The organism is Mucilaginibacter gynuensis (genome assembly GCF_039541195.1).
Classification (GTDB): Bacteria; Bacteroidota; Bacteroidia; order Sphingobacteriales; family Sphingobacteriaceae; genus Mucilaginibacter; species Mucilaginibacter gynuensis.
In genome coordinates this window covers 71,451-91,800 of the sequence record NZ_BAABFT010000012.1, presented here as the reverse complement: position 1 = coordinate 91,800, position 20,350 = coordinate 71,451, and the positions used below count along the sequence as shown (strand labels likewise).

Annotated in this window: 22 protein-coding genes; 12 read left to right on the top strand and 10 right to left on the bottom strand. The window is 44.1% G+C overall.

All coding sequences use genetic code 11. From position 1 onward, the window contains the following. Positions 1-8: 8 nt before the first annotated feature. Together ABD894_RS19915 and ABD894_RS19910 are read left to right on the top strand one after the other, a co-directional pair. A complete protein-coding gene (locus tag ABD894_RS19915) occupies positions 9-578 on the top strand; it encodes an RNA polymerase sigma factor (protein ID WP_345212832.1) in 570 nt (189 codons plus the stop codon). Further along, complete coding sequence (locus ABD894_RS19910; protein WP_345212831.1) at positions 571-1,851, top strand: carboxypeptidase-like regulatory domain-containing protein; 1,281 nt, start codon at positions 571-573, stop codon at positions 1,849-1,851. Before ABD894_RS19915 ends, ABD894_RS19910 begins: the two co-directional genes overlap by 8 nt. A 2-nt stretch (positions 1,852-1,853) precedes the next feature. On the opposite strand, the gene ABD894_RS19905 is transcribed toward ABD894_RS19910, so the two are convergent. Next, entirely contained in the window at positions 1,854-2,693 is an 840-nt protein-coding gene (locus ABD894_RS19905; protein ID WP_345212830.1) for a hypothetical protein, read from the bottom strand. A gap of 112 nt (positions 2,694-2,805) precedes the next feature. Here ABD894_RS19905 and ABD894_RS19900 point away from each other — a divergent pair, with 112 nt between their 5' ends. From ABD894_RS19900 to ABD894_RS19890, 3 genes are all read left to right on the top strand, one after another. After that, a complete protein-coding gene (locus ABD894_RS19900; RefSeq protein ID WP_345212829.1) occupies positions 2,806-3,993 on the top strand; it encodes a class I SAM-dependent rRNA methyltransferase in 1,188 nt (395 codons plus the stop codon). An 86-nt stretch (positions 3,994-4,079) separates the two neighbouring features. Beyond that, complete coding sequence (locus ABD894_RS19895) at positions 4,080-4,217, top strand: DUF559 domain-containing protein (protein ID WP_345212828.1); 138 nt, start codon at positions 4,080-4,082, stop codon at positions 4,215-4,217. 9 nt (positions 4,218-4,226) lie between these two features. Continuing rightward, positions 4,227-4,508, top strand: coding sequence for an endonuclease domain-containing protein (locus ABD894_RS19890; RefSeq protein WP_345212901.1), 282 nt, complete (start codon positions 4,227-4,229; stop codon positions 4,506-4,508). Between the two features lie 58 nt (positions 4,509-4,566). Here the strand turns inward: ABD894_RS19890 and ABD894_RS19885 are convergent, their stop codons facing one another. The 6 genes from ABD894_RS19885 to pnuC all read right to left on the bottom strand — a co-directional run bounded on the left by ABD894_RS19885 (position 4,567) and on the right by pnuC (position 9,549). Beyond that, entirely contained in the window at positions 4,567-5,328 is a 762-nt protein-coding gene (locus ABD894_RS19885; RefSeq protein ID WP_345212827.1) for a TerC family protein, read from the bottom strand. Positions 5,329-5,430: 102 nt separating this feature from the next. Further along, positions 5,431-6,822, bottom strand: a complete 1,392-nt coding sequence (locus tag ABD894_RS19880; protein WP_345212826.1) for a hypothetical protein — start codon at positions 6,820-6,822, stop codon at positions 5,431-5,433. After that, positions 6,803-7,369 (bottom strand): hypothetical protein, encoded by a 567-nt coding sequence (locus ABD894_RS19875; RefSeq protein WP_345212825.1) that lies wholly within the window; start codon positions 7,367-7,369, stop codon positions 6,803-6,805. Before ABD894_RS19875 ends, ABD894_RS19880 begins: the two co-directional genes overlap by 20 nt. Continuing rightward, a complete protein-coding gene (locus ABD894_RS19870; protein ID WP_345212824.1) occupies positions 7,366-7,938 on the bottom strand; it encodes an RNA polymerase sigma factor in 573 nt (190 codons plus the stop codon). The genes ABD894_RS19875 and ABD894_RS19870 overlap by 4 nt, the downstream gene beginning before the upstream one ends. Positions 7,939-8,072: 134 nt before the next feature. Beyond that, entirely contained in the window at positions 8,073-8,600 is a 528-nt protein-coding gene (locus ABD894_RS19865) for an AAA family ATPase (RefSeq protein ID WP_345212823.1), read from the bottom strand. A 346-nt stretch (positions 8,601-8,946) separates the two neighbouring features. Further along, positions 8,947-9,549, bottom strand: coding sequence for a nicotinamide riboside transporter PnuC (gene pnuC, locus ABD894_RS19860; RefSeq protein WP_345212822.1), 603 nt, complete (start codon positions 9,547-9,549; stop codon positions 8,947-8,949). 575 nt (positions 9,550-10,124) lie between these two features. Between pnuC and ABD894_RS19855 the strand changes: the two genes are divergently transcribed. Further along, a complete protein-coding gene (locus ABD894_RS19855; protein WP_345212821.1) occupies positions 10,125-11,264 on the top strand; it encodes an acyl-CoA dehydrogenase in 1,140 nt (379 codons plus the stop codon). Positions 11,265-11,326: 62 nt separating this feature from the next. Further along, entirely contained in the window at positions 11,327-12,565 is a 1,239-nt protein-coding gene (locus ABD894_RS19850) for a peroxiredoxin family protein (protein WP_345212820.1), read from the top strand. A gap of 402 nt (positions 12,566-12,967) precedes the next feature. On the opposite strand, the gene pepT is transcribed toward ABD894_RS19850, so the two are convergent. Further along, the gene (gene pepT, locus ABD894_RS19845) at positions 12,968-14,215 is read right to left on the bottom strand and encodes a peptidase T (RefSeq protein ID WP_345212819.1); all 1,248 of its coding nucleotides are present in this window, start codon (positions 14,213-14,215) and stop codon (positions 12,968-12,970) included. A 132-nt stretch (positions 14,216-14,347) separates the two neighbouring features. Here pepT and ABD894_RS19840 point away from each other — a divergent pair, with 132 nt between their 5' ends. From ABD894_RS19840 to ABD894_RS19825, 4 genes are read left to right on the top strand one after another with little or no spacing between them, the layout of a single operon-like run. Further along, on the top strand, positions 14,348-15,013 hold the full coding sequence (locus ABD894_RS19840; protein WP_345212818.1) for a hypothetical protein: 666 nt from the start codon (positions 14,348-14,350) through the stop codon (positions 15,011-15,013). Between the two features lies 1 nt (position 15,014). Next, a complete protein-coding gene (locus tag ABD894_RS19835) occupies positions 15,015-15,374 on the top strand; it encodes an MmcQ/YjbR family DNA-binding protein (RefSeq protein ID WP_345212817.1) in 360 nt (119 codons plus the stop codon). Between the two features lie 26 nt (positions 15,375-15,400). Then, positions 15,401-17,143: a M14 family zinc carboxypeptidase gene (locus ABD894_RS19830; protein WP_345212816.1), complete on the top strand. Its 1,743-nt coding sequence runs from the start codon at positions 15,401-15,403 to the stop codon at positions 17,141-17,143. Next, the gene (locus ABD894_RS19825; protein ID WP_345212815.1) at positions 17,140-17,757 is read left to right on the top strand and encodes a rhomboid family intramembrane serine protease; all 618 of its coding nucleotides are present in this window, start codon (positions 17,140-17,142) and stop codon (positions 17,755-17,757) included. Before ABD894_RS19830 ends, ABD894_RS19825 begins: the two co-directional genes overlap by 4 nt. Here ABD894_RS19825 and ABD894_RS19820 read toward each other — a convergent pair. Continuing rightward, positions 17,752-18,741 carry a hypothetical protein gene (locus ABD894_RS19820; protein ID WP_345212814.1) on the bottom strand — a complete coding sequence of 330 codons (990 nt, stop codon included), beginning with the start codon at positions 18,739-18,741 and terminating at the stop codon, positions 17,752-17,754. The two genes, ABD894_RS19825 and ABD894_RS19820, sit on opposite strands and share 6 nt — an antisense overlap. A 55-nt stretch (positions 18,742-18,796) precedes the next feature. Here ABD894_RS19820 and ABD894_RS19815 point away from each other — a divergent pair, with 55 nt between their 5' ends. Next, complete coding sequence (locus ABD894_RS19815) at positions 18,797-19,807, top strand: dipeptide epimerase (RefSeq protein ID WP_345212813.1); 1,011 nt, start codon at positions 18,797-18,799, stop codon at positions 19,805-19,807. Here ABD894_RS19815 and ABD894_RS19810 read toward each other — a convergent pair. Then, positions 19,797-20,210: a DUF695 domain-containing protein gene (locus ABD894_RS19810; RefSeq protein WP_345212812.1), complete on the bottom strand. Its 414-nt coding sequence runs from the start codon at positions 20,208-20,210 to the stop codon at positions 19,797-19,799. The two genes, ABD894_RS19815 and ABD894_RS19810, sit on opposite strands and share 11 nt — an antisense overlap. Between the last annotated feature and the right edge of the window lie 140 nt (positions 20,211-20,350).

Sequence of the window (20,350 nt, the reverse complement as noted above, 5' to 3'; positions counted from 1 at the left end):
CGCCATAAATGAACTTTTTTAAACGAACCAATAAACCTGACGACGCGGATGATACGGCGTTGCTGAACAGCTACCGCGGCAGTGGTAACCTGTCGGTTTTAGGCTCGCTGTATGAAAAATATGCCTCTATAGTTTATGGTGTTTGTTTAAAGTATCTGCCCAATGAAGATGCTGCCAAAGATGCTGTAATGGCTATATTTGAAGAACTGATAACCAAAGCTAAACAACACGATATTAAGCAGTTCCGGAGTTGGCTATATGTACTAAGCCGTAATTATTGCCTGATGCAATTGCGGTCGGCCAAAAAGGTTGATACCGTTAATTTGGACGACTTTATGGAATTCACTCCCGTTTTGCATCCTGATAATGAATATAGTGAAGAGCACATTAAAGCTTTGGAACGATGTATGGATAAGTTACCCGGCGCGCAAAAAGAAAGCGTAAATCAATTTTATTTGCAGCAAAAATGCTACAAAGAAATTACCGAAGCAACCGGTTATACCTTAAACGAAGTAAAAAGTTATATACAAAACGGAAAGCGCAACCTTAAAATTTGCCTGGAGAAGAACAGTGAATAAACGAACCGACATATCGCAGCGAATAAGCCAATACCTTAACGGGGAACTGGATGCCCGTGCTATGCACCAACTGGAACGCGAAGCACTGCACGATCCTTTTTTGGCAGATGCCATAGAAGGGTACGAAAAAGCGGCCACCGATCAACAAACTAACCTAAACGATATACAGGCCCGGTTACAGCAACGCCTGAATCCACCTGTAAAAAGACTTATCCCCTGGAAGGTAATTTCTATAGCCGCGTCTGTACTGGTTGTGCTAACTGTAGGTATATTGGTATTAAATAAGGATACTAAACAAAGCGCGCAAAAACCTAAGATAGCGCTGGCCGAAAAAGCACAGCAAACTCCGCCACCACCTGTAGATTTGCAAAAAAAACCGGATTCTGCTACAAATGATGAAGTGATAATTGAAGCAGAACCTCCCGCACAAGCATACATCCCTACCAGATACCGGGCTAAAAAATTTGCCCCTCCCGTAGTAAAAGAAAGCGTACCGTTATTTGACAAAAGCGGTAACAAAAGTGACACAACCAACGCGCTTGAAGAAATGGTTGTGATGGGTTATGCAACACAAAAGAAAGAATCAACTACCAGTGCTGTAACTACAATAAAACCAAGCGATGTAACTGTCGAAAAAGCGGCTCCGGCACTTAACAATACCTTACAGGGCAGGGTTGCGGGACTATCTGTTTCTCCCGCCGATAAAAACAAAATAGCTACGCCTATAACCGGAACCGTTGTTGATGAACAGGGCGCTCCTATTCCGGGTGCTACTGTAAAGGTTGCCAATAGCAATAGTGTAAGCCAAACCAACGCGCAAGGCAAATTTACCCTTCCTGTTGTGCCAAATCAATCTGTATTAGATATTGCTTTTATAGGTTTTGAATCTAAACGTGTAAAGGTTAAAAACCTCGACACATTGATGATAGCTATGGTAGAAGACAAAAGGGCATTACAGGAGGTAGTAGTTAGCGGTTACAGCAGACCTAAAAAGCCTATTAAAAGCGCGCACCCTGAAGTTGGCTGGAAAGAATTTAACAAATACATCGGCGAAACAGCCGAATCGCCGGATGGCCAACAGGGAACCGTTAAACTATCATTCATTGTTGAACCCGATGGTGATTTAAGCGAGTTTAAGATACTGAAAAGCGTAAGCCCTAAAACTGATCAGCAGGCTATAGATCTGGTACAGGAAGGCCCAAAATGGATTGGCGAACTCAACGGCGAACCTAAAGAGATCAAGCTGAGCATCAAGTTCAGGAAAACGGAGTAGTATTATCGTTCCTGCTTTCTGACCAATTTATACTTTAACGTCCCTAAAACCAGTTCTGAAGAATCGGCATTGGCAAGCGTTTCATAAATATTCAATGTATCCCTATTTATTAAAAAAATGAAGTTAGCTTGATTTTTCTTATACTCATCGAAAGCTATTTCATCCATATTATTCATTGGGCCTGAATTAAAATCGGTTTGGAGATTATATAATTCAAAATTGCTTAAGCCATTTACCTTACCATCCGTAGTAAAATGTACTTTATTATGCACATTTAAGCTATCGTTTAAAATGTAAGTACCTGTTATTATAACTTGATTTACTAATTTATCCAAACCTGGCTGTAAACCAGCATCAGGGCTTAAATTGGGCGCCTTTATAAATTTAATAGTTTGGTTAACATTTCCCTCCGCATAGTACAAAACAAGCAGGGTATCCTTGCCCTTTATCTCGTATCCAAAATCGTTTCCACCAAGCAAAATTGTAAATGGCCTTTTCCCTTTGCGAAATTTCAAAGGCATCTCACCAGCATCGTGATTATTCCATCCAACTAATACCATAAGGCTATCATCTTTAATAGAGCCTACTTTGATCTCCATCCCTGTTATACCTTCGGCCAGATCTTTTGCCGCGTATGGCGATTTGGTTTTACTAATCTTATCGATATAATCTTTTTTAATCCAAATGCCATTGATTATAGGCTTAAAAGTATTTATAAGTTCCGGCGCAGCATTAGCTACAGGTGCAACAATTTTAGAGGTATCGTCATCCTGCTGTGTAGTTTTACTTTGGCACGAAGCGTAAAGAATGACAATCAATAACGCGTAAATAAGCTTTTTCATAATATGTAATGGTAAAGGCAATGTTCAAAAGTAACAAAAAACGTATTCGCGGTTAATATCGCTAATACTTAATTCTTATTTGCCTGCTCTTAATTTCGTTACCTTTGCAGTTATGATCAATGCTATACTTAAAAAGGGTAAAGAGAAAGCGGTTTTACAACGTCATCCGTGGGTATTTTCGGGAGCTATTGAAAAGGTAAAGGGTAAACCGGCCAATGGCGATGTGGTAAAGTTATTGAACGCGCAAGGCATATTTATGGCTTACGGTTTTTATAACGATCAATCGCGGGTTGCTTTACGCTTGCTGGAATGGAACGAGGAAACAGCCATTGACGAAGCCTGGTTTCGTGCAAAAGTAGCTACCGCCGTGGTCGCCCGTAAGCATATATTAGAAGATGGCAGCACCAATACCTGTCGCCTAATTTTTAGCGAAGCCGATTACCTGCCCGGACTTATCGTTGATAAATATGCCGATCATTTAGCAGTACAGGTGCTTACATCGGGCATACAAAATGTAATGCCGGTAATTATCGATGAGCTGCAAAAGCTGCTCAACCCATTAAGTATTTTTGATAAAAGCGATGCTTCATCCCGTGCGCACGAGGGATTGGAAACTGTAAATAACTTGCTGGCCGGCGTACATCCGCCCGAACTGGTGGAGGTAAAAGAGAATGGTATAACCTATGGCATCAATATCGCCGAAGGGCAAAAATCGGGCTTTTACTGCGATCAGCGCGATAACCGCCGCATTGTAGCATCATACGCCAAAGGCAAAAAGGTGCTCGATTGTTTTTCTTATACCGGCGGCTTTACGCTTAACAGCTTCAAAAACGGCGCTTCATCGGTATGTAGTGTGGATAGTTCGGCGTTGGCCATTGAAACCCTGCAAGAAAACATCCGTCTGAATAATTTCGACACGGGTAAACATACCTCAGTACAATCTGACGTAAACAAGCAGTTACGCAGGTTTAAAGAAGAAGGCGAAAAGTTCGACATCGTGATACTCGATCCGCCCAAATATGCGCCATCGCGCTCCGCACTTGATCGTGCCTCCCGTGCCTATAAAGACCTTAACCGTGTAGGCATGCTGCTGCTAAACGAAGGCGGCCTGCTGGCTACCTACTCCTGCTCGGGCGCTATGGATATGGAAACCTTTAAACAAGTACTGGCCTGGGCCGCGCTGGATGCCGGTAAACAGGTACAGTTCATCCATCAGTTTTGCCAACCCGAAGACCACCCCGTGAGGTCATCCTTCCCCGAAGGTGAATATTTGAAGGGGTTATTGTGCAGGGTGTTTTAAGGGAGATTTGGAAGAGGAGAGATTAGTTTGAAAGGCATCCCTCCCTCGGGAGGGCAGGGAGGGGTTAATGAACTATTCTGAAAATAATGACCAATAAAATCATCCCATACAACCCGGCCAATAAGGCTTTAGCAAATAAGCTTCGTAAAAATATGACGTACGGTGAGGTGTTGCTATGGAACGAGTTGAAGCAGAATGCGATCCTGGGTTTTGATTTTGACTGACAAAGGTGCATTGATAATTATATTGTTGATTTCTTTTGTAAAGACTTAATGCTGGTGATTGAAGTAGATGGTCATTCACATAATAATGAGATTACGTTTAATCACGATGAGCATCGGCAAAGTAAATTGGAAAGTTATGGCATCACCGTTTTACGTTTTAACGAAGCTGAAGTAAAACATGACCGGCTTAATGTTACCCGCACAATTACGTATACTATTATTGAGCTCATAAAGAAAACGCCGGGATGCAAACTGCCATCAGAGTTTGATATGACGTTACTTGATGGTTGAGGTCGCTTTTATAGACCCCTCCCTGCCCTCCCGAGGGAGGGATGCTTTTCAAATTCTTTTATTTCTTGGCTGCCTTCTTTGCCTGGCTTTTACTTTTAACTTTCAGGTTCAGCATTTCAACCAGTACCGAGAAAGCCATGGCGAAATAGATATATCCTTTCGGGATGTGCTGTTCTAACGCTTCGGCGAGCAGGGATACACCGATAAGCAACAGGAAAGACAGGGCCAGCATTTTTACCGTAGGGTGCTTGTTTACAAAGCTGGCCACACTTTCAGATGCCCACATCATGATCCCCACCGCGATAACTACTGCCGCTATCATGATCTCCACGTGTTCGGCCATACCTACGGCGGTGATCACCGAATCGAGCGAGAAAACGATATCCAATATCATGATCTGGAAGATGGTTCCCCAAAATGAATGCGGCTTAACGTTGGTTTCTTCTTCTTCGCCTTCAATTTTTCCGTGTATCTCATGAGTACTCTTATAGATCAGGAACAAGCCCCCTATCAGCAATATCAGATCGCGGCCGGAGATAGCCAGTTTTTCCACCCATTCGGCATTGGTAATACCAAACAAACCTGAAAGGTTGAATAGCGGCGAGGTGAGTTTCATTACCCAGCTGATAGACAGTAATAACAAGATCCGGGTGATCAAAGCCATGCCCAAACCTACTTTGCGGCCTTTGTTCTGTTCATCTTTAGGCAACTTATCGGCAAGTATGGAGATGAAGATGATGTTATCAATCCCCAATACGATTTCTAACACAGTAAGGGTAATGAGGGAGATCCACGTTTCCGGGTTCGAAAATATTTCCATAGGATGGGCAGTGTGAGTGTTTGGAGTGCCTAAAATAATAAAACCCCTGCCGTGGGGCAAGGGTTTGCGGTAATTAGTATATTAATTAAAATCGAAAGGGGCTTATTCAAATTTCACGCTGCCGTAGCTTGATTTAATGGTGATCACTTTATCGCCATTACCCTTACCCAGCTTACCTTTATAGTTTTTGGTAGAGCTCCAGCCTTTTTCTTCTTCGGATGGGGTTTGGTTAACCACGCTTACGGTGTTGTTATCGTAATTAAAGCTTCCGTAATGTACGGTTACATCAAAGTCGACATTATCTAAGGCGCCCATGCCTACCTTTACGCCCGAGTAGGATGAATTTACCTGTAAGGCCTTCAGGTTTCTATCGAGCGTTGCAATATTAAGCGTGCCGCTGTAGCGCACATTGATATTACCCGATGTTTTGATGCTGCCAATTTTGGCCGAACCATAGCTTACGTTGGCGGTTAGTTTATCGCTGGCACCCAGTACAAGGCTGCCATAAGCCACATCGAGGTCGCTGCCTACCAGGCCTTCGATATTGGCACTGCCGTATTTTACCTTGATCACGTTATCGGGGTTACTCAAATTTTTCGCGGTAAGGTTGCCGTAAGCACTGTTGATATTTAGCTTTCCGGTGAGGTCGGGCAGTACGGTAGCACCATAACGGTTACTTACTATCAGTCCATTTTTAACCGGCATATATACGATATAGTTGATCTCCATTTTACGTACCACTTTTCTGCCCGAGAAGAGTGATGACCACGAGCCGCCATTGCTTTCATCGTCAATTTTGGTTTTGAACCATACGGTTTCGCCATCCTTACCATCGCTGATGTTCACATTATCCAGCATCTTTTTGGCCTCGCCTTCGCGGTTGGTACCTACTTTTATCTGCACATCAACCTTAAATTCGTTTTTGGTCCATGTGTTTATGGTTACCTTACCATAACGGTTATCAATGCTCAGCACATCATTCCTATCGGCAGCGTAACTTTTGCTGTAGGTTTTCACCTGCTCATCAAGATCCTGCGTTTGAATGTTATTGTCGCCACTAATCAATATCGTATTTGAATTGGTATCATAATTAACAGATGCCAGCGGTTCAAAATGATCAAAGTTGATATCCAGATCGGTATTGACGCTGCTTAAGCTGCTGTTAACACTGGTTGTAATAGTTTTATCCAAATTTTTAAAAGTGTAAGTAAGGGTCTTGTTCAGGTTCTTATCCAGCTTAAGCTTACTCATCTTTTTTTGCAGCTCTTTCATTTGAGTTTGCAATTTGGCCATGCTCTTTTGGTAATCTTTATCCTTACTAATGTCGTAGGCTTTCGGTATCACAATAACGTGCGGAACCGGGTTTACCTGCGGAGCCGGAGTTGCAGGTGGTGTTGGGGGCACTGCAATGGCATTTTGTGCCAGGCCGGGTGTACTGATAGCCAAAAAAGCCATAAGTACAAAAAGTGCGGGGTTATATACTTTTGATTTCATTTTTCTCTTCCTTTTTCATCTGATTGTATTGTTCTATCACATTTAGCTGCTGATTAAGCACTTCGGTTTGTATTTGCAAGTTCCGGATCATTGCACGTAAAACACGTTCCTGGTTAGGGCTGGTACCTAAATCAACACTTAATTTTTTGTAAGCCGAATCCATCTTCGTCAACTCGGCATTAAATTCTTTATATAGCTGCGGATCTGATTTTGCCAGTTCTTTTAAAGCGGTACGCTTGGTTTGCACCATTGAAGCATACTGCACTTGTTGTTTGGCATAAGTTGGGTTAATAGCGGCCAGGTCTACGCCTTGTTTTTTGCCGTTGTGCAGATACAACGCGAAACCTATACCCATCACAACGATAACGGAAGCGGCCACCCGGAGCACAAAGCCAAGCGAGAATGTTTTGGCCTCTTGCTTTTTTGGCTGATCGCCGCTCTTTAATGTCAGCTGCTTTTCAATGTTATCCCAAAGCTCCATGCGGGGCTCCAGCTCATCAAACTCGTTATGGTTAGCTCTAATGAAATCTTCTAATCGCTTGCTCATTGTTTAATTCCCTTTCTGTTTAAAATTTCACTCAACTTTCTTTTTGCTCTCAAAAACTGCGTTCTTGATGTATTTTCTGTAATATTCAAAATCTGTCCTATTTCTTCATGATCGTAGCCTTCAAGCAGGTATAGCGATAATACTACACGGTAACCTTCGGGCAATTCGTTCATGGCTTGTTTTATCTGGGCCACTTTATATTGCGTTTCATCATCGTCGGGCGCTACTTCGTCGGGTATGTTTTCCAGCTCGTCGCCTTCCATTTCGGCCCATTCCAGCTTACGCTTACGCAACAGGTTGATAGAACGCGATACCACAATTTGCTTGAGCCACAGCCCGAAGGTGGTTTCCTGCCTAAAATCGTGCACCTTGTTAAAGGCGTGCAGAAAAGCCTCCTGAAGAATATCTTCGGCTTCGGCAATATTTCCCAATATCCTGAAGGCCACGTTCAACATGGCTTTAGAATACAGGCGGTATAACTCGTAGCAGGCTTTTTTGCTTCCCTGCTTACACTCAACCACCAGGTCGTAATGTTTATCTATATATATGGCTTCCAACTGTGATATCAAGCTTTCTGGTTATATGACACATGATATTTACCAACGTTGCACGGAGAGTGATAAATTATTTAATATTTTATTAATACAGCTAAATATCAAACAATTACAAAAATAAGCATATTACCAAAGCATAGTAATAATAGTTAGCCAATAAACGCGTCGATAGCGTTTACCGCGTTTTGATAACGTTCATCGCCCAGGCCGGAGATCACTTGGTAATTGGCATTAAGGGCTTTTAACTCGTTATGCCAAACCTGCATAAAGTGCTCACGCATATCGGGAAAGTTGCGCAGCGGGTCGTCTGCCCAAGGCATATCGATATCCAGCAGCAGATACAGATCGTAAGGGTGTTTTGGCAATTCATCCAACACCTCCTGCGGGGAACGACCGAATATTTCATCGCTCCATATTTTTACGGTAATAAAGGTAGTATCGCATATTAATATGCGGTTGGCCTGCGACAGCATTTCTTCTTCCAAAGCTATTTGTCCGTAAAACATGTTGATCTCGTCCTGCCAGGTACAGGGTTCGGTAAGTTTTTCACAATAGCCGCGTGCATACTCGGGCACCCATATCGTATGATAATGCTCCGCCAGGTATGCCGACATGGTTGATTTACCCGTTGACTCGGGGCCAACGATGGCTATTTTTATTATAGAGGGGTTATTCATTTATGCTTTGTTATTAAAAAATAATGATGATTGTCATTGCGAGGTACTAAGCAATCTCCACTTAGGTTTTGCTTGTGCTGTAATCAATGTTAGTCTGCTCTTGGGCGCAGGGCCCCATTACTTTTGAGGGCAAAAGTAACAAAACCCTTGTCCAGCAAAAGGCTTCTTTGCCGCACGAGGCCTTCCCTGCAAACCGTGCAGAACTTAGGGCTGGAACTTTTGCCCCACTGCGCTATTCCATCCCGCATGCAACAAGTTCACTATGCCCGCCTTCGCTCTTGGGCCACCAAAGTTCTGCCCACTTTCACCCGAAGCTGTTTGCTGACGAGTAACCCACATTTCACCATCACTCCATCTGCTTCTTCCAATCCCGTCGCCATTCAATATAGCCTAATAATGCTATACCAATGTACACGGCGTACATTATTGCAGTGAGGTGAAGATCTTTAAACAGGTATACGCCTACATATACTACGTTAACAAATATCCATATCAGCCAGTTCTCTAATACCTTGCGGGCCATTAATATTTGCGCGCCCATGCTGCAAGCAGCGCAAAAGCTGTCGATATATGGGTAGGAGGCCGTGGTGTATTTTAAAACGCTGCCTAATATAATGGTGAACACTATTACGGCTGCCGAAAGCAGTAATACCTGTTGCCGGGTGATTAATTTTACCGGGGTTTTAAGTGCTGCCCCGGGCTTATGGCTCCAATAATACCAGCCGTAAATATTCATCCATAAAAAGTATACCTGCAAATACATATCGGCAAAAAGGTGCGCCTTGAAAAAAATGAAAATGTAGATGCTCACATTAACAATGGCGAAAGGCCAATTCCAGATATTGTTTTTGGCCGCGAGGTAAACGCAGGCCAGGCCGGTTACAAAGCCAGCCATTTCGATAGCTGTTTGCTGGTGCCACCACTGGCTTAATTCCTGGCTGATGTTCATTATTGCCAAATATAACATGTTAAGCATTTATATTAACCTCAACGAAATGGCAGCAAAACGTTAACAACACAACATTGCACACAAATACTACTCAAAAAGTGCCATCAAAATAAGACATTGTAGTGAATAAAATACATAAATGTGTTTTAAATAACATACAGTGTACAAAATAGCGTATATTTTAAGGTTGTAACATGTATTATTTGTCAAAATAAATTCTTCTTAAAAAATTTACAATCAGGTTAATTTTTCAGTTAAAATATTTTATTCCGCCTATTTGTAACAGGTTAGTTACCTCCCCTTTTCAAAGTTTACAAATTGTGGCTTCGTGTTTGTTATTCCCTTACCGACCTTGCATCATCTGTGAAGAAATATAAAACAACATCTACCTTTGAAAAACTTTGTTTTTGAATTCTCAGACGCCCAGGCTGGGATTTTATGTTCTTTGTTTTGGGTTTAATCAATAGTTTAAATTAATTAGGGGAAAGGGAGCTTCAAAAAAGCTCTCTTTTTTTTTGACTAAAATTTACTATGCTTGCATACCAAACGCATACCTTCAATTAAATTATAAATCGATGGACTTTCAATTAACCGAAGAGCAGTTGATGATACGCCAGGCCGCGCGTGATTTTGCACAAACCGAATTAAAACCCGGCGTAATTGAGCGCGACGAACACCAGAAGTTTCCGGCAGAACAAATTAAGAAGCTCGGCGAGCTGGGCTTTTTAGGCATGATGGTAGCGCCCCAATACGGCGGCAGCGGCCTCGATGCCATATCGTACGTGCTGGCTATGGAAGAGCTTTCAAAGGTGGATGCCTCTGCATCGGTAGTGGTATCGGTAAATAATTCGTTGGTTTGCTATGGGCTGGAAAAATACGGCAGCGACTACCAAAAAGAGAAGTACCTGGTGCCGCTGGCCAAGGGCGAACACATAGGCGCGTTCTGCCTGTCGGAACCCGAAGCCGGTTCTGATGCTACCTCGCAACGTACCACGGCTATTGATATGGGCGACCATTACCTGCTCAACGGCACCAAAAACTGGATAACCAACGGTAATTCGGCATCAACCTATATCGTTATCGCGCAAACCGATGCCGCGAAAAAGCATCATGGAATAAACGCTTTTATAGTAGAAAAAGAGATGGCCGGTTTTACCGTAGGGCCAAAGGAAAATAAGATGGGCATCCGTGGGTCGGATACGCATTCGCTGATGTTTTCCGATGTTAAAGTGCCGAAGGAGAATCGTATTGGTGCGGATGGGTTCGGGTTTAAGTTTGCCATGAAGGTTTTGGAGGGCGGCCGTATAGGCATCGCCGCGCAGGCGCTGGGCATAGCGTCGGGGGCTTACGAGTTGGCGGTGCAATATGCTAAAGAACGTAAATCGTTCGGAAAACCTATTGCTGAACACCAGGCCATTCAATTTAAACTGGCCGATATTGCTACCGAAATTGAGGCGGCACGCCTGCTTTGCCTGCAAGCGGCATGGCTGAAAGATAACGGGCAACCCTACGCCAAAATGAGCGCGATGGCCAAACTCTTCGCCTCCGAAACGGCCATGAAAACCACTGTTGAAGCCGTGCAGATACATGGCGGATATGGTTACGTAAAAGAAAATCACGTGGAGCGGTTGATGCGCGATGCCAAAATTACGCAGATCTACGAGGGCACTTCCGAAATTCAGAAGATTGTCATTTCCCGCGAAGTGCTGAAGTAATTGGGCTTTTTATTTACCTTTGGAAGAAAGTATATCAACTTGGTAGATTTTTTTCAAGAGGGATGATCAATAAAATATTTATAACAGCCGCGGCAGCACTATTTACATTTACCGCAGGCTTTGCACAACAACTAAAAACAGGCACCTGGCGTGGCGCTTTAAAAACCGCGTCGGGCAATGAAATACCTTTTAACTTCGAGGTTAGTCAGCAAGGTGGCAAACCACAACTGGCCATTATTAACGGTAACGAGCATTTTAAAGTGACCGACGTTACTACACAAGGCGATTCGGTATTTATAAAGATGCCGTTGTTTAACACCGAGTTTAAGCTGAAACAAACCAACGGTAACCTCACCGGTAAATGGGTAAAACATACCGCGACTGCCGATGTACTTACCGATTTTACCGCTACCCCCAACACCAACTGGCGCTTTTTTAAAGAACCGGCCAAACCCGCGCAAAATTTAGGAGGCCGCTGGTCGGCAGTGTTTGGTGAGGGCGAAGGGCGCGACAGCACAGTAGGTGAATTTAAGCAAAGCGGACAAAAAATTACAGGTACATTTTTAACTACCACCGGCGATTACCGCTTTTTAGAGGGCGTTGTAGCTGCCGATAGTTTATATCTTTCGTGCTTTGATGGCGGCCACGCGTTTTTGTTTAAGGCGAGAATCAGCGATGCCAATATACTAACATCGGGCAGGTTTTATTCGGGCTATTCAGGCTCTGCCACCTGGACAGCCGTACGCAACGAGAACGCCCAACTCCCGGATGCTTACTCGCTGACAGCTTTAAACCCGGGCTATAAAAAATTGGAGTTCAGCTTCCCCGGGTTAGATGGCAAAACCATCTCCACCAGCGACGATCGCTTCAAAAACAAAGTGGTTATTGTACAAATATTAGGTTCGTGGTGCCCAAACTGTATGGACGAAACCGCTTATATGGTTAATTACTACAAAAAATACCAGGCTAAAGGTGTAGAGGTGGTCGGCCTCGCATATGAGCGCACCAAAGATTTCGACAAATCGGTAAAGGCATTGCTGCCGTTGAAAGCCAGGTTTAATATTCCGTACCCAATTTTGGTAACCGGTTACACCAGCGACAAAAAAGAAACAGCCAAAAGCTTACCCGCGTTGAGCAAAGTAGTGGGCTTCCCAACAACTATTATCATTGATAAAAACGGCGAAGTACGCAAAATACACACCGGGTTTAACGGCCCGGCTACAGGCGCCCACTACACCGAATTCATCAGCGAATTTGAAAAACTAACGGATGATTTGCTGGCGGAGAAAGCAGGAGAGTAATTAGATTCAAGAATTAAGATACAGGAATCAGGACCTTTCGAGGGATAAGAAAAAGGGTTACGAAGTTTTGAAAACTTCGTAACCCTTTTTCTTTTTTGCTTGCGCACGTCTGCGACGTGTGCTTAATATGGGTTAGCGTTTGTATTGCGGTAAACGGGTAACTAACTCACCCCGACTTCGCTGCGCTGGTCGCCCCTCTCTACTTCGTAAAGAGGGCGGAGTACAGCTATCCCTTCTTTGCGCAGCAGAGAAGGTGGTCGAGCGAAGCTAAGACCGGATAGGTAATTCTAATGGAGCTCTCAGGTTTTTATCCTCCATCCCCTGCAACTTCAATCCCCGATCCACGGCCCCAATCAACACACACTGAATCCCCGAACCCCGAACCCGAAACCTCACAACCAACTAAGCCCGCTCCTCCCATATCGCGCATAAATGCAATATGGTGTCTACCGCTTTTTGCATGTCTTGTACCGATACCCATTCCTGTTTACTGTGAAAGGCATGTTCACCGGCAAATATGTTGGGGCATGGCAGGCCCATAAATGATAGCCTCGAACCATCAGTACCGCCGCGGATGCTGCATAGCTTGGCGTTCAATCCGGCGCGTTTGATGGCCTCCATACCGTACTCAACTATTTCGGGATGCTGGTCGAGCATTTTTTTCATGTTGCGGTATTGGGCGGTTATTTTTAATGAGTATGATGAACCGGGAAACTCTGTGAGCACATCATCTGCCACCTGCTTCAGTACTTCGGCATGCCGATGCAGTTCCTCGTCGTCAAAATCGCGGATGATGAAGTCGATCACCGCTGTTTCCACATGGCCTTGTATGCCAACCGGGTGTATAAAACCCTGCATGTCTTCAGTATGCTCGGGCGACAGGCTATCCGGCAAAGCCGCTACTATTCTACCGGCAATCTTTATAGCGCTTTCCATCTTGCCTTTGGCAAAGCCGGGGTGCGTGCTGATGCCGTTAATGGTAAGCTTAGCACCATCGGCCGAGAAGGTTTCGTTCTCCATATTGCCCGCGCTTTCGCCATCAATGGTATAACCTGCATAAGCGCCCAGCTTTTCAATATCTACGTTATCTACACCCTTACCAACTTCTTCATCAGGGGTAAATAATATCCGGATCTTCCCATGTTTAATAGCCGGGTTATTGATCAGTTGATAACAGGCATCCATAATTTCGGCTACGCCTGCTTTGTTATCGGCACCTAACAAAGTGGTACCGCTGGCGGTGATAATGTCATTACCTATCTGGTTCTTCAGGTCGGCGTGATCGGCAAGGCGAAGCACCTGTGTTTCGTCGTCGGGCAGTACAATATCAGCCCCGTTATAATCAGCATGAATAATAGGCTTCACCCCTTCGCCGCTGCAATCGGGCGAAGTATCCATGTGTGAGCAAAAGCAGATCACCGGCACATCAGCCTTATCAGTATTGGCGGGAATGGTGGCATATACATAACCAAACTCATCTAAATGCGCATCGGCAACGCCCATTTCCAATAGCTCCTTTACCAATACACGGCCCAGGTTCTTCTGCTTTTCGGTGGATGGGAAAGTCTCCGATTCAGGGTCTGATTGGGTATCTATCGTTACATATCTTAAAAACCGTTCGGTCACGGTGTAGTTATTCAGGTTATTCATGTATATTTGATTTAGGGCAGATAACCCCGTTTTCAGCTTATCTTACCAATGCTAAATTATCATTTTAATACCCCTTGAACCTTGAAAAAAATATTTTTTTTACTCCTTCTATTTGCTGTTACTGCAAAAGTAATGGCCCAGCAGAGTTATAATTACCGCGAATGGGCTATTGGTATAACCGGTGGCATGACCAAACCATTTTGCGATCTCCAAAAAACAGATTTTGGCTATTCGGGCGGGGCAACTATTACGTATAACTATAACCCATACATACCGCTTACTGCTGAATTTCAATTCGGGCGGCTTTCGGGCGGCGATATTTTTAGCGATAAGGATACCCGCCAATTCACTAATAACTACAAAGCTGCCCTGATCTACGGCGATGTACAACTTGGTTCGTTCATTGAGTATTCATACAGTGGTTTTCTGGATGCGATTAAGGGCTTTTACGGAGGCACTGGTGTAGGCTTTATCATGAACAATAATAAAACAAACCGCTACAGCCGTACCAATGTGGGCTACAGGTTTCCGGGGGTAGATAAAAGCAGTAATTTTATGGTGCCCGTACGCTTTGGTTATGAATTTAAGATATTTGATGCTTATGACGACCCGTATTTGCGGATTACCATAGGTTATGTGCACAACTTTACGTTCGGCGAAGGTTTAGATGGCTATAACGATCCGCCCGAAATTTTCAAGAATGATCAGCCCGATCAGTACAACCAGATCACCATAGGAATAAGGTACGATTTTGGCAGGGAGGTATCTTATAATAAATTTATAAGACGCATAAGGTAAAATGAACATTGAAGAAATACGCGACCATTGCCTTATCAAACCGGGTGTAACCGAAAGCTTCCCTTTTGATAATGATACACTGGTATTTAAGGTTGGCAATAAGATATTTTTACTGGCTGGCCTGCCGCAAGGCGATCGTTTTAATGTAAAGTGTGATCCCGAACTGGCTATTGATCTGCGCGAACGCCATACCGAAGTACAGCCCGGTTATCACATGAACAAGGCCAACTGGAATACCGTTTTTATTAACGGCAGCCTTACCCGTAAACAGTTGTTTGATATGGTTGACCACTCGTACGACATGGTATTTAAAGGCCTAACCAAAAAATTACAGGCCGAAATTAACGAGGCTACTACCTGAGCGGTATATTTGGTTAAATTTAACTGATGAAACGTTTTTTAGCCGCCCTCTTTTTCAGCATTATATATACCGGCACATTTGCCCAGCTTACTCCTTTTGAACAAAGTAAGGATAAAAACTATACCGCTGCTTATCCCGAAGTAATTTCTTACTACAAAAAGCTGGCTACCCAATATCCGCAAATGCGGTTAATTAATTACGGCAGTACCGATGCAGGCAAACCACTTACTTTAGTCGTATTATCGGCTGATAAGGTGTTCGACCCGTTGCTGATAAAAAAGCAGGATAAGCGGGTATTTCTCATCAATAACGGCATCCATCCCGGTGAGCCGGAAGGCATTGATGCCAGCATGATGCTGGTACGCGATCTGCTGAAAAAGAAACAACTGCCCAAAAATGCAGTGCTGTGTTTTATTGCCTTGTATAATATTGACGGTAGCATGAACCGCGGTATTTCCCGCGCCAACCAAAACGGACCACGGGCACACGGTTTCAGAGGGAATTACCGTAATTTAGATTTGAACCGTGATTTTATTAAGGCCGATAGCCGCAACGCACTTGCCTTTGAGCAGATCCTCAACACCTGGCAGCCCGAAGTACTGCTGGATAACCATACCAGCGATGGCGCCGACTATCAGTATGTAATGACACTGATTGAAACCCAAAAAGACAAGCAGATCCCTCTATTGGCTGATTATACTACCCAAACCCTCACCCCTGCCTTGTATAGCGGTATGAAAAAGGATGGTTTTGAAATGATCCCTTATGGCGCGGGCGAAACCGGACTGCCGGATTCGGGCATTGTGAGTTTTATGGAATCGCCGAGGTTTTCAACAGGCTACGCGGTATTACACAATATGATCAGCTACATGGCCGAAACCCACATGTTAAAGCCCTTTGATAAACGGGTATATGCCACCTACGCGCTGATGCAAAACTTTATTAACACCATTGCCCGCGATGCAAAACAGATTGGCGAGCTGAAACAACTGGCAGATGAGCAGGTTAAAAAGCAGAAAAGCTTCCCGCTTACCTGGACTTTGGATATGGAGAAGGTAGATACCATCACCTTTAAAGGCTACGAAGCCAAATATAAAACCAGTGAAGTAAGCGGCTTAAACCGTTTGTATTACGACAGGAACAGTCCTTACACCAAAACCGTAAAGTTTTATAATACCTATAAACCAATAGTAAGTGTTGATAAACCCGTGGCCTATGTTATACCGCAGGCCTGGGGTAAAGTGATAGACCTGTTTAAACTTAACGGCGTAAAGATGCAGACACTAAGCCACGATACCACGCTGGCTTTGCAGATGTATTATATTGATGATTATAAAACAGCGGCTCGTCCGTATGAAGGGCATTATACCCATAACGGTGTAAAGCTAAACCCGGTTGATGCCAAAATTAAGTTTTACGCCGGCGATTACGTAGTGTACACCAACCAGCCGGTAAACCGCTATATTGTTGAAACGCTGGAACCCCAGGGTGTCGATTCATTTTTTACCTGGAACTTTTTTGATTCGGTATTGGGGCAAAAGGAATATTTCTCCGATTATGTATTTGAAGACATGGCCGCCGACCTGCTAAAGAAAGACCCTGAACTACGCAAGAAACTCGACGATGCCAAGGCGAAAGATAGCAAGCTGGCCACCGATGCCGAAGCACAGCTATATTTTGTGTACCGCAACTCACCTTATTTCGAAAAAACATATCTTCGCTACCCTATCGGCAGGTTATTGACCGATACCAAACTCGACCTTAAATGATTGAATATCTTCAGATGGCCCCGGTGGCGGCACTCATATTTATAATTACAATTATTACCTCGTTAATGGTGTTTTCAAACGAAACGCTTTACGGTAAATTTATGCTGCACCCGTATAGTGTATCGCGCAAGCAATACATTTATACCATTTTTACCAGCGGACTGATCCATAAAGACTGGATGCACCTCATCTTTAACATGATGTCCTACTATTTCTTCGCCTTTATGCTGGAAGCAACCATAGGGCACTGGCAATTTGGCTTGCTATATATAGCAACATTGGTATTGAGCGATTTACCGACTATTTATAAACAGCGCGATAATTATGGCTATCACAGTCTTGGCGCCTCGGGAGCTATCAGCGGGGTTATTTTTGGCTTTATATTGTATTACCCTAAAAGCCAGATGGGTATACTGTTTATCCCATTTCCAATACCGGCATATATATTTGGCGGGCTTTATTTATTGTATTGTACCTACGCCTCGAAACACTCACACGATGCCATTAACCACGATGCCCACTTATATGGTGCGCTTAGCGGTTTATTGATCACCATTGCGCTTAATCCCGATGTTATCGCTATTTGTTTGAGTCAGTTCGGGATAAGATTATAGTGCGAGGGTAATATCGTTGGCTTTAATAAACTCACCTTCTTTATCAAGCAGGTAGCTTACCGGGTGTTCGGGATCTTTGATGATCTCCAGCAGCAAAAAGCCCCAGTTTTTCCAGAAATTTTCCAGTACCTGGCCATAGGTTTTGTTCATCCAGTGGTCAAACAGCGGTTTGCTGCTCATACCCCGCAGGGGCATAGCTTCAATATAAATATCCTCGTTAACGGGTAATATATTGTACTCGGGCAGGCGGTTAAACAGGTAGGCCGAATAAAACAACCGCGCGTTCATTTCTTCAAATTGAATAGGGTGCAATAACTCGTCGCCCATTTTTGCCAGTACTTCGTGATGGTAGTTTCTGTTGGTGCCGTTATCCTGCAAACAAATGATCAGGCCGAAATCTTTAATACGTAACGAAAATGTAAGCGTATTGATCTCATCGCGGTAGCCAAAAATATCTTCGCTGTTATTTACTTTGAACAGAAATAGGCTGAAGGGTGTAAACTCGTCAAATATAATAGGCAGGTTAAGGCTTTGCAGCATCAAATGCAAATGGCTAAACCGGTGTATAATAGCCTGCGACATGTTAAAATCTTCGCCATTATTATGCTGCTGGCGTATGCCGGCCTGTATCTCATTAAAAATGATACCATATAATAACTTGCCCGCCCATTGAAAAAGCTTTACCTCCTCCAGCTGTTTAACGGCATCATAACCACGCTCAAAGGCTTCGGCTATTTCGTTTTCGAGGGGTTCGAGGTAGTCGTGGTTAATTTGTGCCGAGCAGGGTAATTTAAGGTCTTTATAAGTAGCCATGCTTTCATCAAGCAGCTTAAAAGGCTGATCCTGTAAATTAAAACGGCTCATTAGCCATTGCGGAAAAACCTGGATTTTCTCTTCCTCACTGATCAGTTGCTGCCCGGTTAAAAAGCAGTTTCTGTTACTAAAATTAAACTTCTCGAACGGATTATAAATTTGTGCCGGCATGGCCGCAAAGATAAGCATGAAATTGATTGGAAACTTTTAGCTTTGATTTTATAACATGCAACTGACTTACCAGCCATATGACCTGCAACTGAAGCACCCTTTTACCATAGCCCGCTTCACGCGCACATCTACGCCCTTAATGCTGGTACAGCTTAAACACGAGGGCTATATAGGTTATGGCGAAGCATCTATGGTACCTTACATGGGCGAAAGTCACGAAAGCGCCGCAGCATTTTTAAATAAGGTTGATGTAAACCGGTTTACTTACCCTTTTAATTTTGCGGAGATCATTACCTACCTGGATAGTCTTGCCACTGGCAACCCGGCCATAAAAGCGGCCATTGATATTGCGCTGCATGATCTGGATGGAAAGATCAAACAACAACCCTGCTGGCAATTGCTGGGCAGTGATCCTGCAAAAATGCCCGTAACCAGCTATACCATTGGTATGGATACGCCCGAAATAATAAGACAAAAGGTAAAAGAGGCCGAAGGGTTTAAGGTAATAAAGGTAAAGCTGGGCCGCGATGCCGATAAGGAATTGATCAGTACGATACGTTCCGTAACCGATACCCCGCTTTATGCCGATGCCAACCAGGGTTGGACGGACCGCCACCAAAGCCTCGACTTATTGCATTGGCTGCACGAACAAGGGGTACAACTGGTAGAACAACCTATGGACAAGGCTGACATTGACGGCAATGCCTGGCTTACCGAACGCAGCCCAATCCCCATTATTGGCGATGAAGCCGTGCAGCGGCTGGCCGACGTAGAGAAAGCTTATGGTGTTTACCATGGCATCAATATAAAACTAATGAAATCGGCAGGAATGTATGAGGCCGGGCTGATGATACAAAAAGCCCGCGAACTGAACCTGAAAATACTGATAGGCTGCATGAGCGAAACCAGTTGCGCCACCCTCGCCGCGGCAGCCCTCGCCCCGCAATGCGACTGGGCCGACCTCGATGGGCCATTTTTAACAGTAAACAATCCTTACCGGCAACCCGGTTTTGAAAATGGCAGGTGGGTATTGAACAGCGAACCAGGCTTGGGTATTAATCTATAAAAGCCTGTATATTTTCCCAATCGGCATCCTCTTCAATATCAACATCGGTGAGCCTGCCGGTAGTAGTTCCCCATTCTTCAAAAAAGGCGATAAGCGATTCATCGTTAGGTATGTAAAATATAATTTCGCGGCGTTGAGGTATGGTTGTGTGACCTACGTAGATCACATCGTACGGTTTTAACTTCTCTAACAACCTGGATTCTATTGCCTCCAGGTATTCGTATTCCGCATCGCTGGGGTGCCCATTCTCATCAACCTGTTCGGGTTCAATACCTATAAAAACCGATACCGGATAGGCCGCCTTGTTATCAAAGCCATCGAGCGTTGAATTGATAATGGCGAACGCCGGGTAACCGTCAAATTCAAATTCGTATGATTTAAAGGGGGTATCGTTATAGTCCATCGTGAGTGTTGGGGGAATGGTTGTTATTGAGTTACTGTGGGGTGGTCATCCTGAGCTTGTCGAAGGATCGCGCGGAAAGGCCTTCGCACGCACCCTTCGACAAGCTCAGAGTGACCAGCGTTGGCATCTCGGCCAAAACC

Coding starts and splice junctions, on each gene's coding strand:
- ABD894_RS19915 (WP_345212832.1), top strand. CDS start 9: ATGAACTTTTTTAAACGAACCAATAAACCTGACGACGCGGATGATACG.
- ABD894_RS19905 (WP_345212830.1), bottom strand. CDS start 2,693: ATGAAAAAGCTTATTTACGCGTTATTGATTGTCATTCTTTACGCTTCG.
- ABD894_RS19900 (WP_345212829.1), top strand. CDS start 2,806: ATGATCAATGCTATACTTAAAAAGGGTAAAGAGAAAGCGGTTTTACAA.
- ABD894_RS19895 (WP_345212828.1), top strand. CDS start 4,080: ATGACCAATAAAATCATCCCATACAACCCGGCCAATAAGGCTTTAGCA.
- ABD894_RS19885 (WP_345212827.1), bottom strand. CDS start 5,328: ATGGAAATATTTTCGAACCCGGAAACGTGGATCTCCCTCATTACCCTT.
- ABD894_RS19880 (WP_345212826.1), bottom strand. CDS start 6,822: ATGAAATCAAAAGTATATAACCCCGCACTTTTTGTACTTATGGCTTTT.
- ABD894_RS19875 (WP_345212825.1), bottom strand. CDS start 7,369: ATGAGCAAGCGATTAGAAGATTTCATTAGAGCTAACCATAACGAGTTT.
- ABD894_RS19865 (WP_345212823.1), bottom strand. CDS start 8,600: ATGAATAACCCCTCTATAATAAAAATAGCCATCGTTGGCCCCGAGTCA.
- pnuC (WP_345212822.1), bottom strand. CDS start 9,549: ATGAACATCAGCCAGGAATTAAGCCAGTGGTGGCACCAGCAAACAGCT.
- ABD894_RS19855 (WP_345212821.1), top strand. CDS start 10,125: ATGGACTTTCAATTAACCGAAGAGCAGTTGATGATACGCCAGGCCGCG.
- ABD894_RS19850 (WP_345212820.1), top strand. CDS start 11,327: ATGATCAATAAAATATTTATAACAGCCGCGGCAGCACTATTTACATTT.
- pepT (WP_345212819.1), bottom strand. CDS start 14,215: ATGAATAACCTGAATAACTACACCGTGACCGAACGGTTTTTAAGATAT.
- ABD894_RS19840 (WP_345212818.1), top strand. CDS start 14,348: ATGGCCCAGCAGAGTTATAATTACCGCGAATGGGCTATTGGTATAACC.
- ABD894_RS19835 (WP_345212817.1), top strand. CDS start 15,015: ATGAACATTGAAGAAATACGCGACCATTGCCTTATCAAACCGGGTGTA.
- ABD894_RS19830 (WP_345212816.1), top strand. CDS start 15,401: ATGAAACGTTTTTTAGCCGCCCTCTTTTTCAGCATTATATATACCGGC.
- ABD894_RS19825 (WP_345212815.1), top strand. CDS start 17,140: ATGATTGAATATCTTCAGATGGCCCCGGTGGCGGCACTCATATTTATA.
- ABD894_RS19820 (WP_345212814.1), bottom strand. CDS start 18,741: ATGCCGGCACAAATTTATAATCCGTTCGAGAAGTTTAATTTTAGTAAC.
- ABD894_RS19815 (WP_345212813.1), top strand. CDS start 18,797: ATGCAACTGACTTACCAGCCATATGACCTGCAACTGAAGCACCCTTTT.
- ABD894_RS19810 (WP_345212812.1), bottom strand. CDS start 20,210: ATGGACTATAACGATACCCCCTTTAAATCATACGAATTTGAATTTGAC.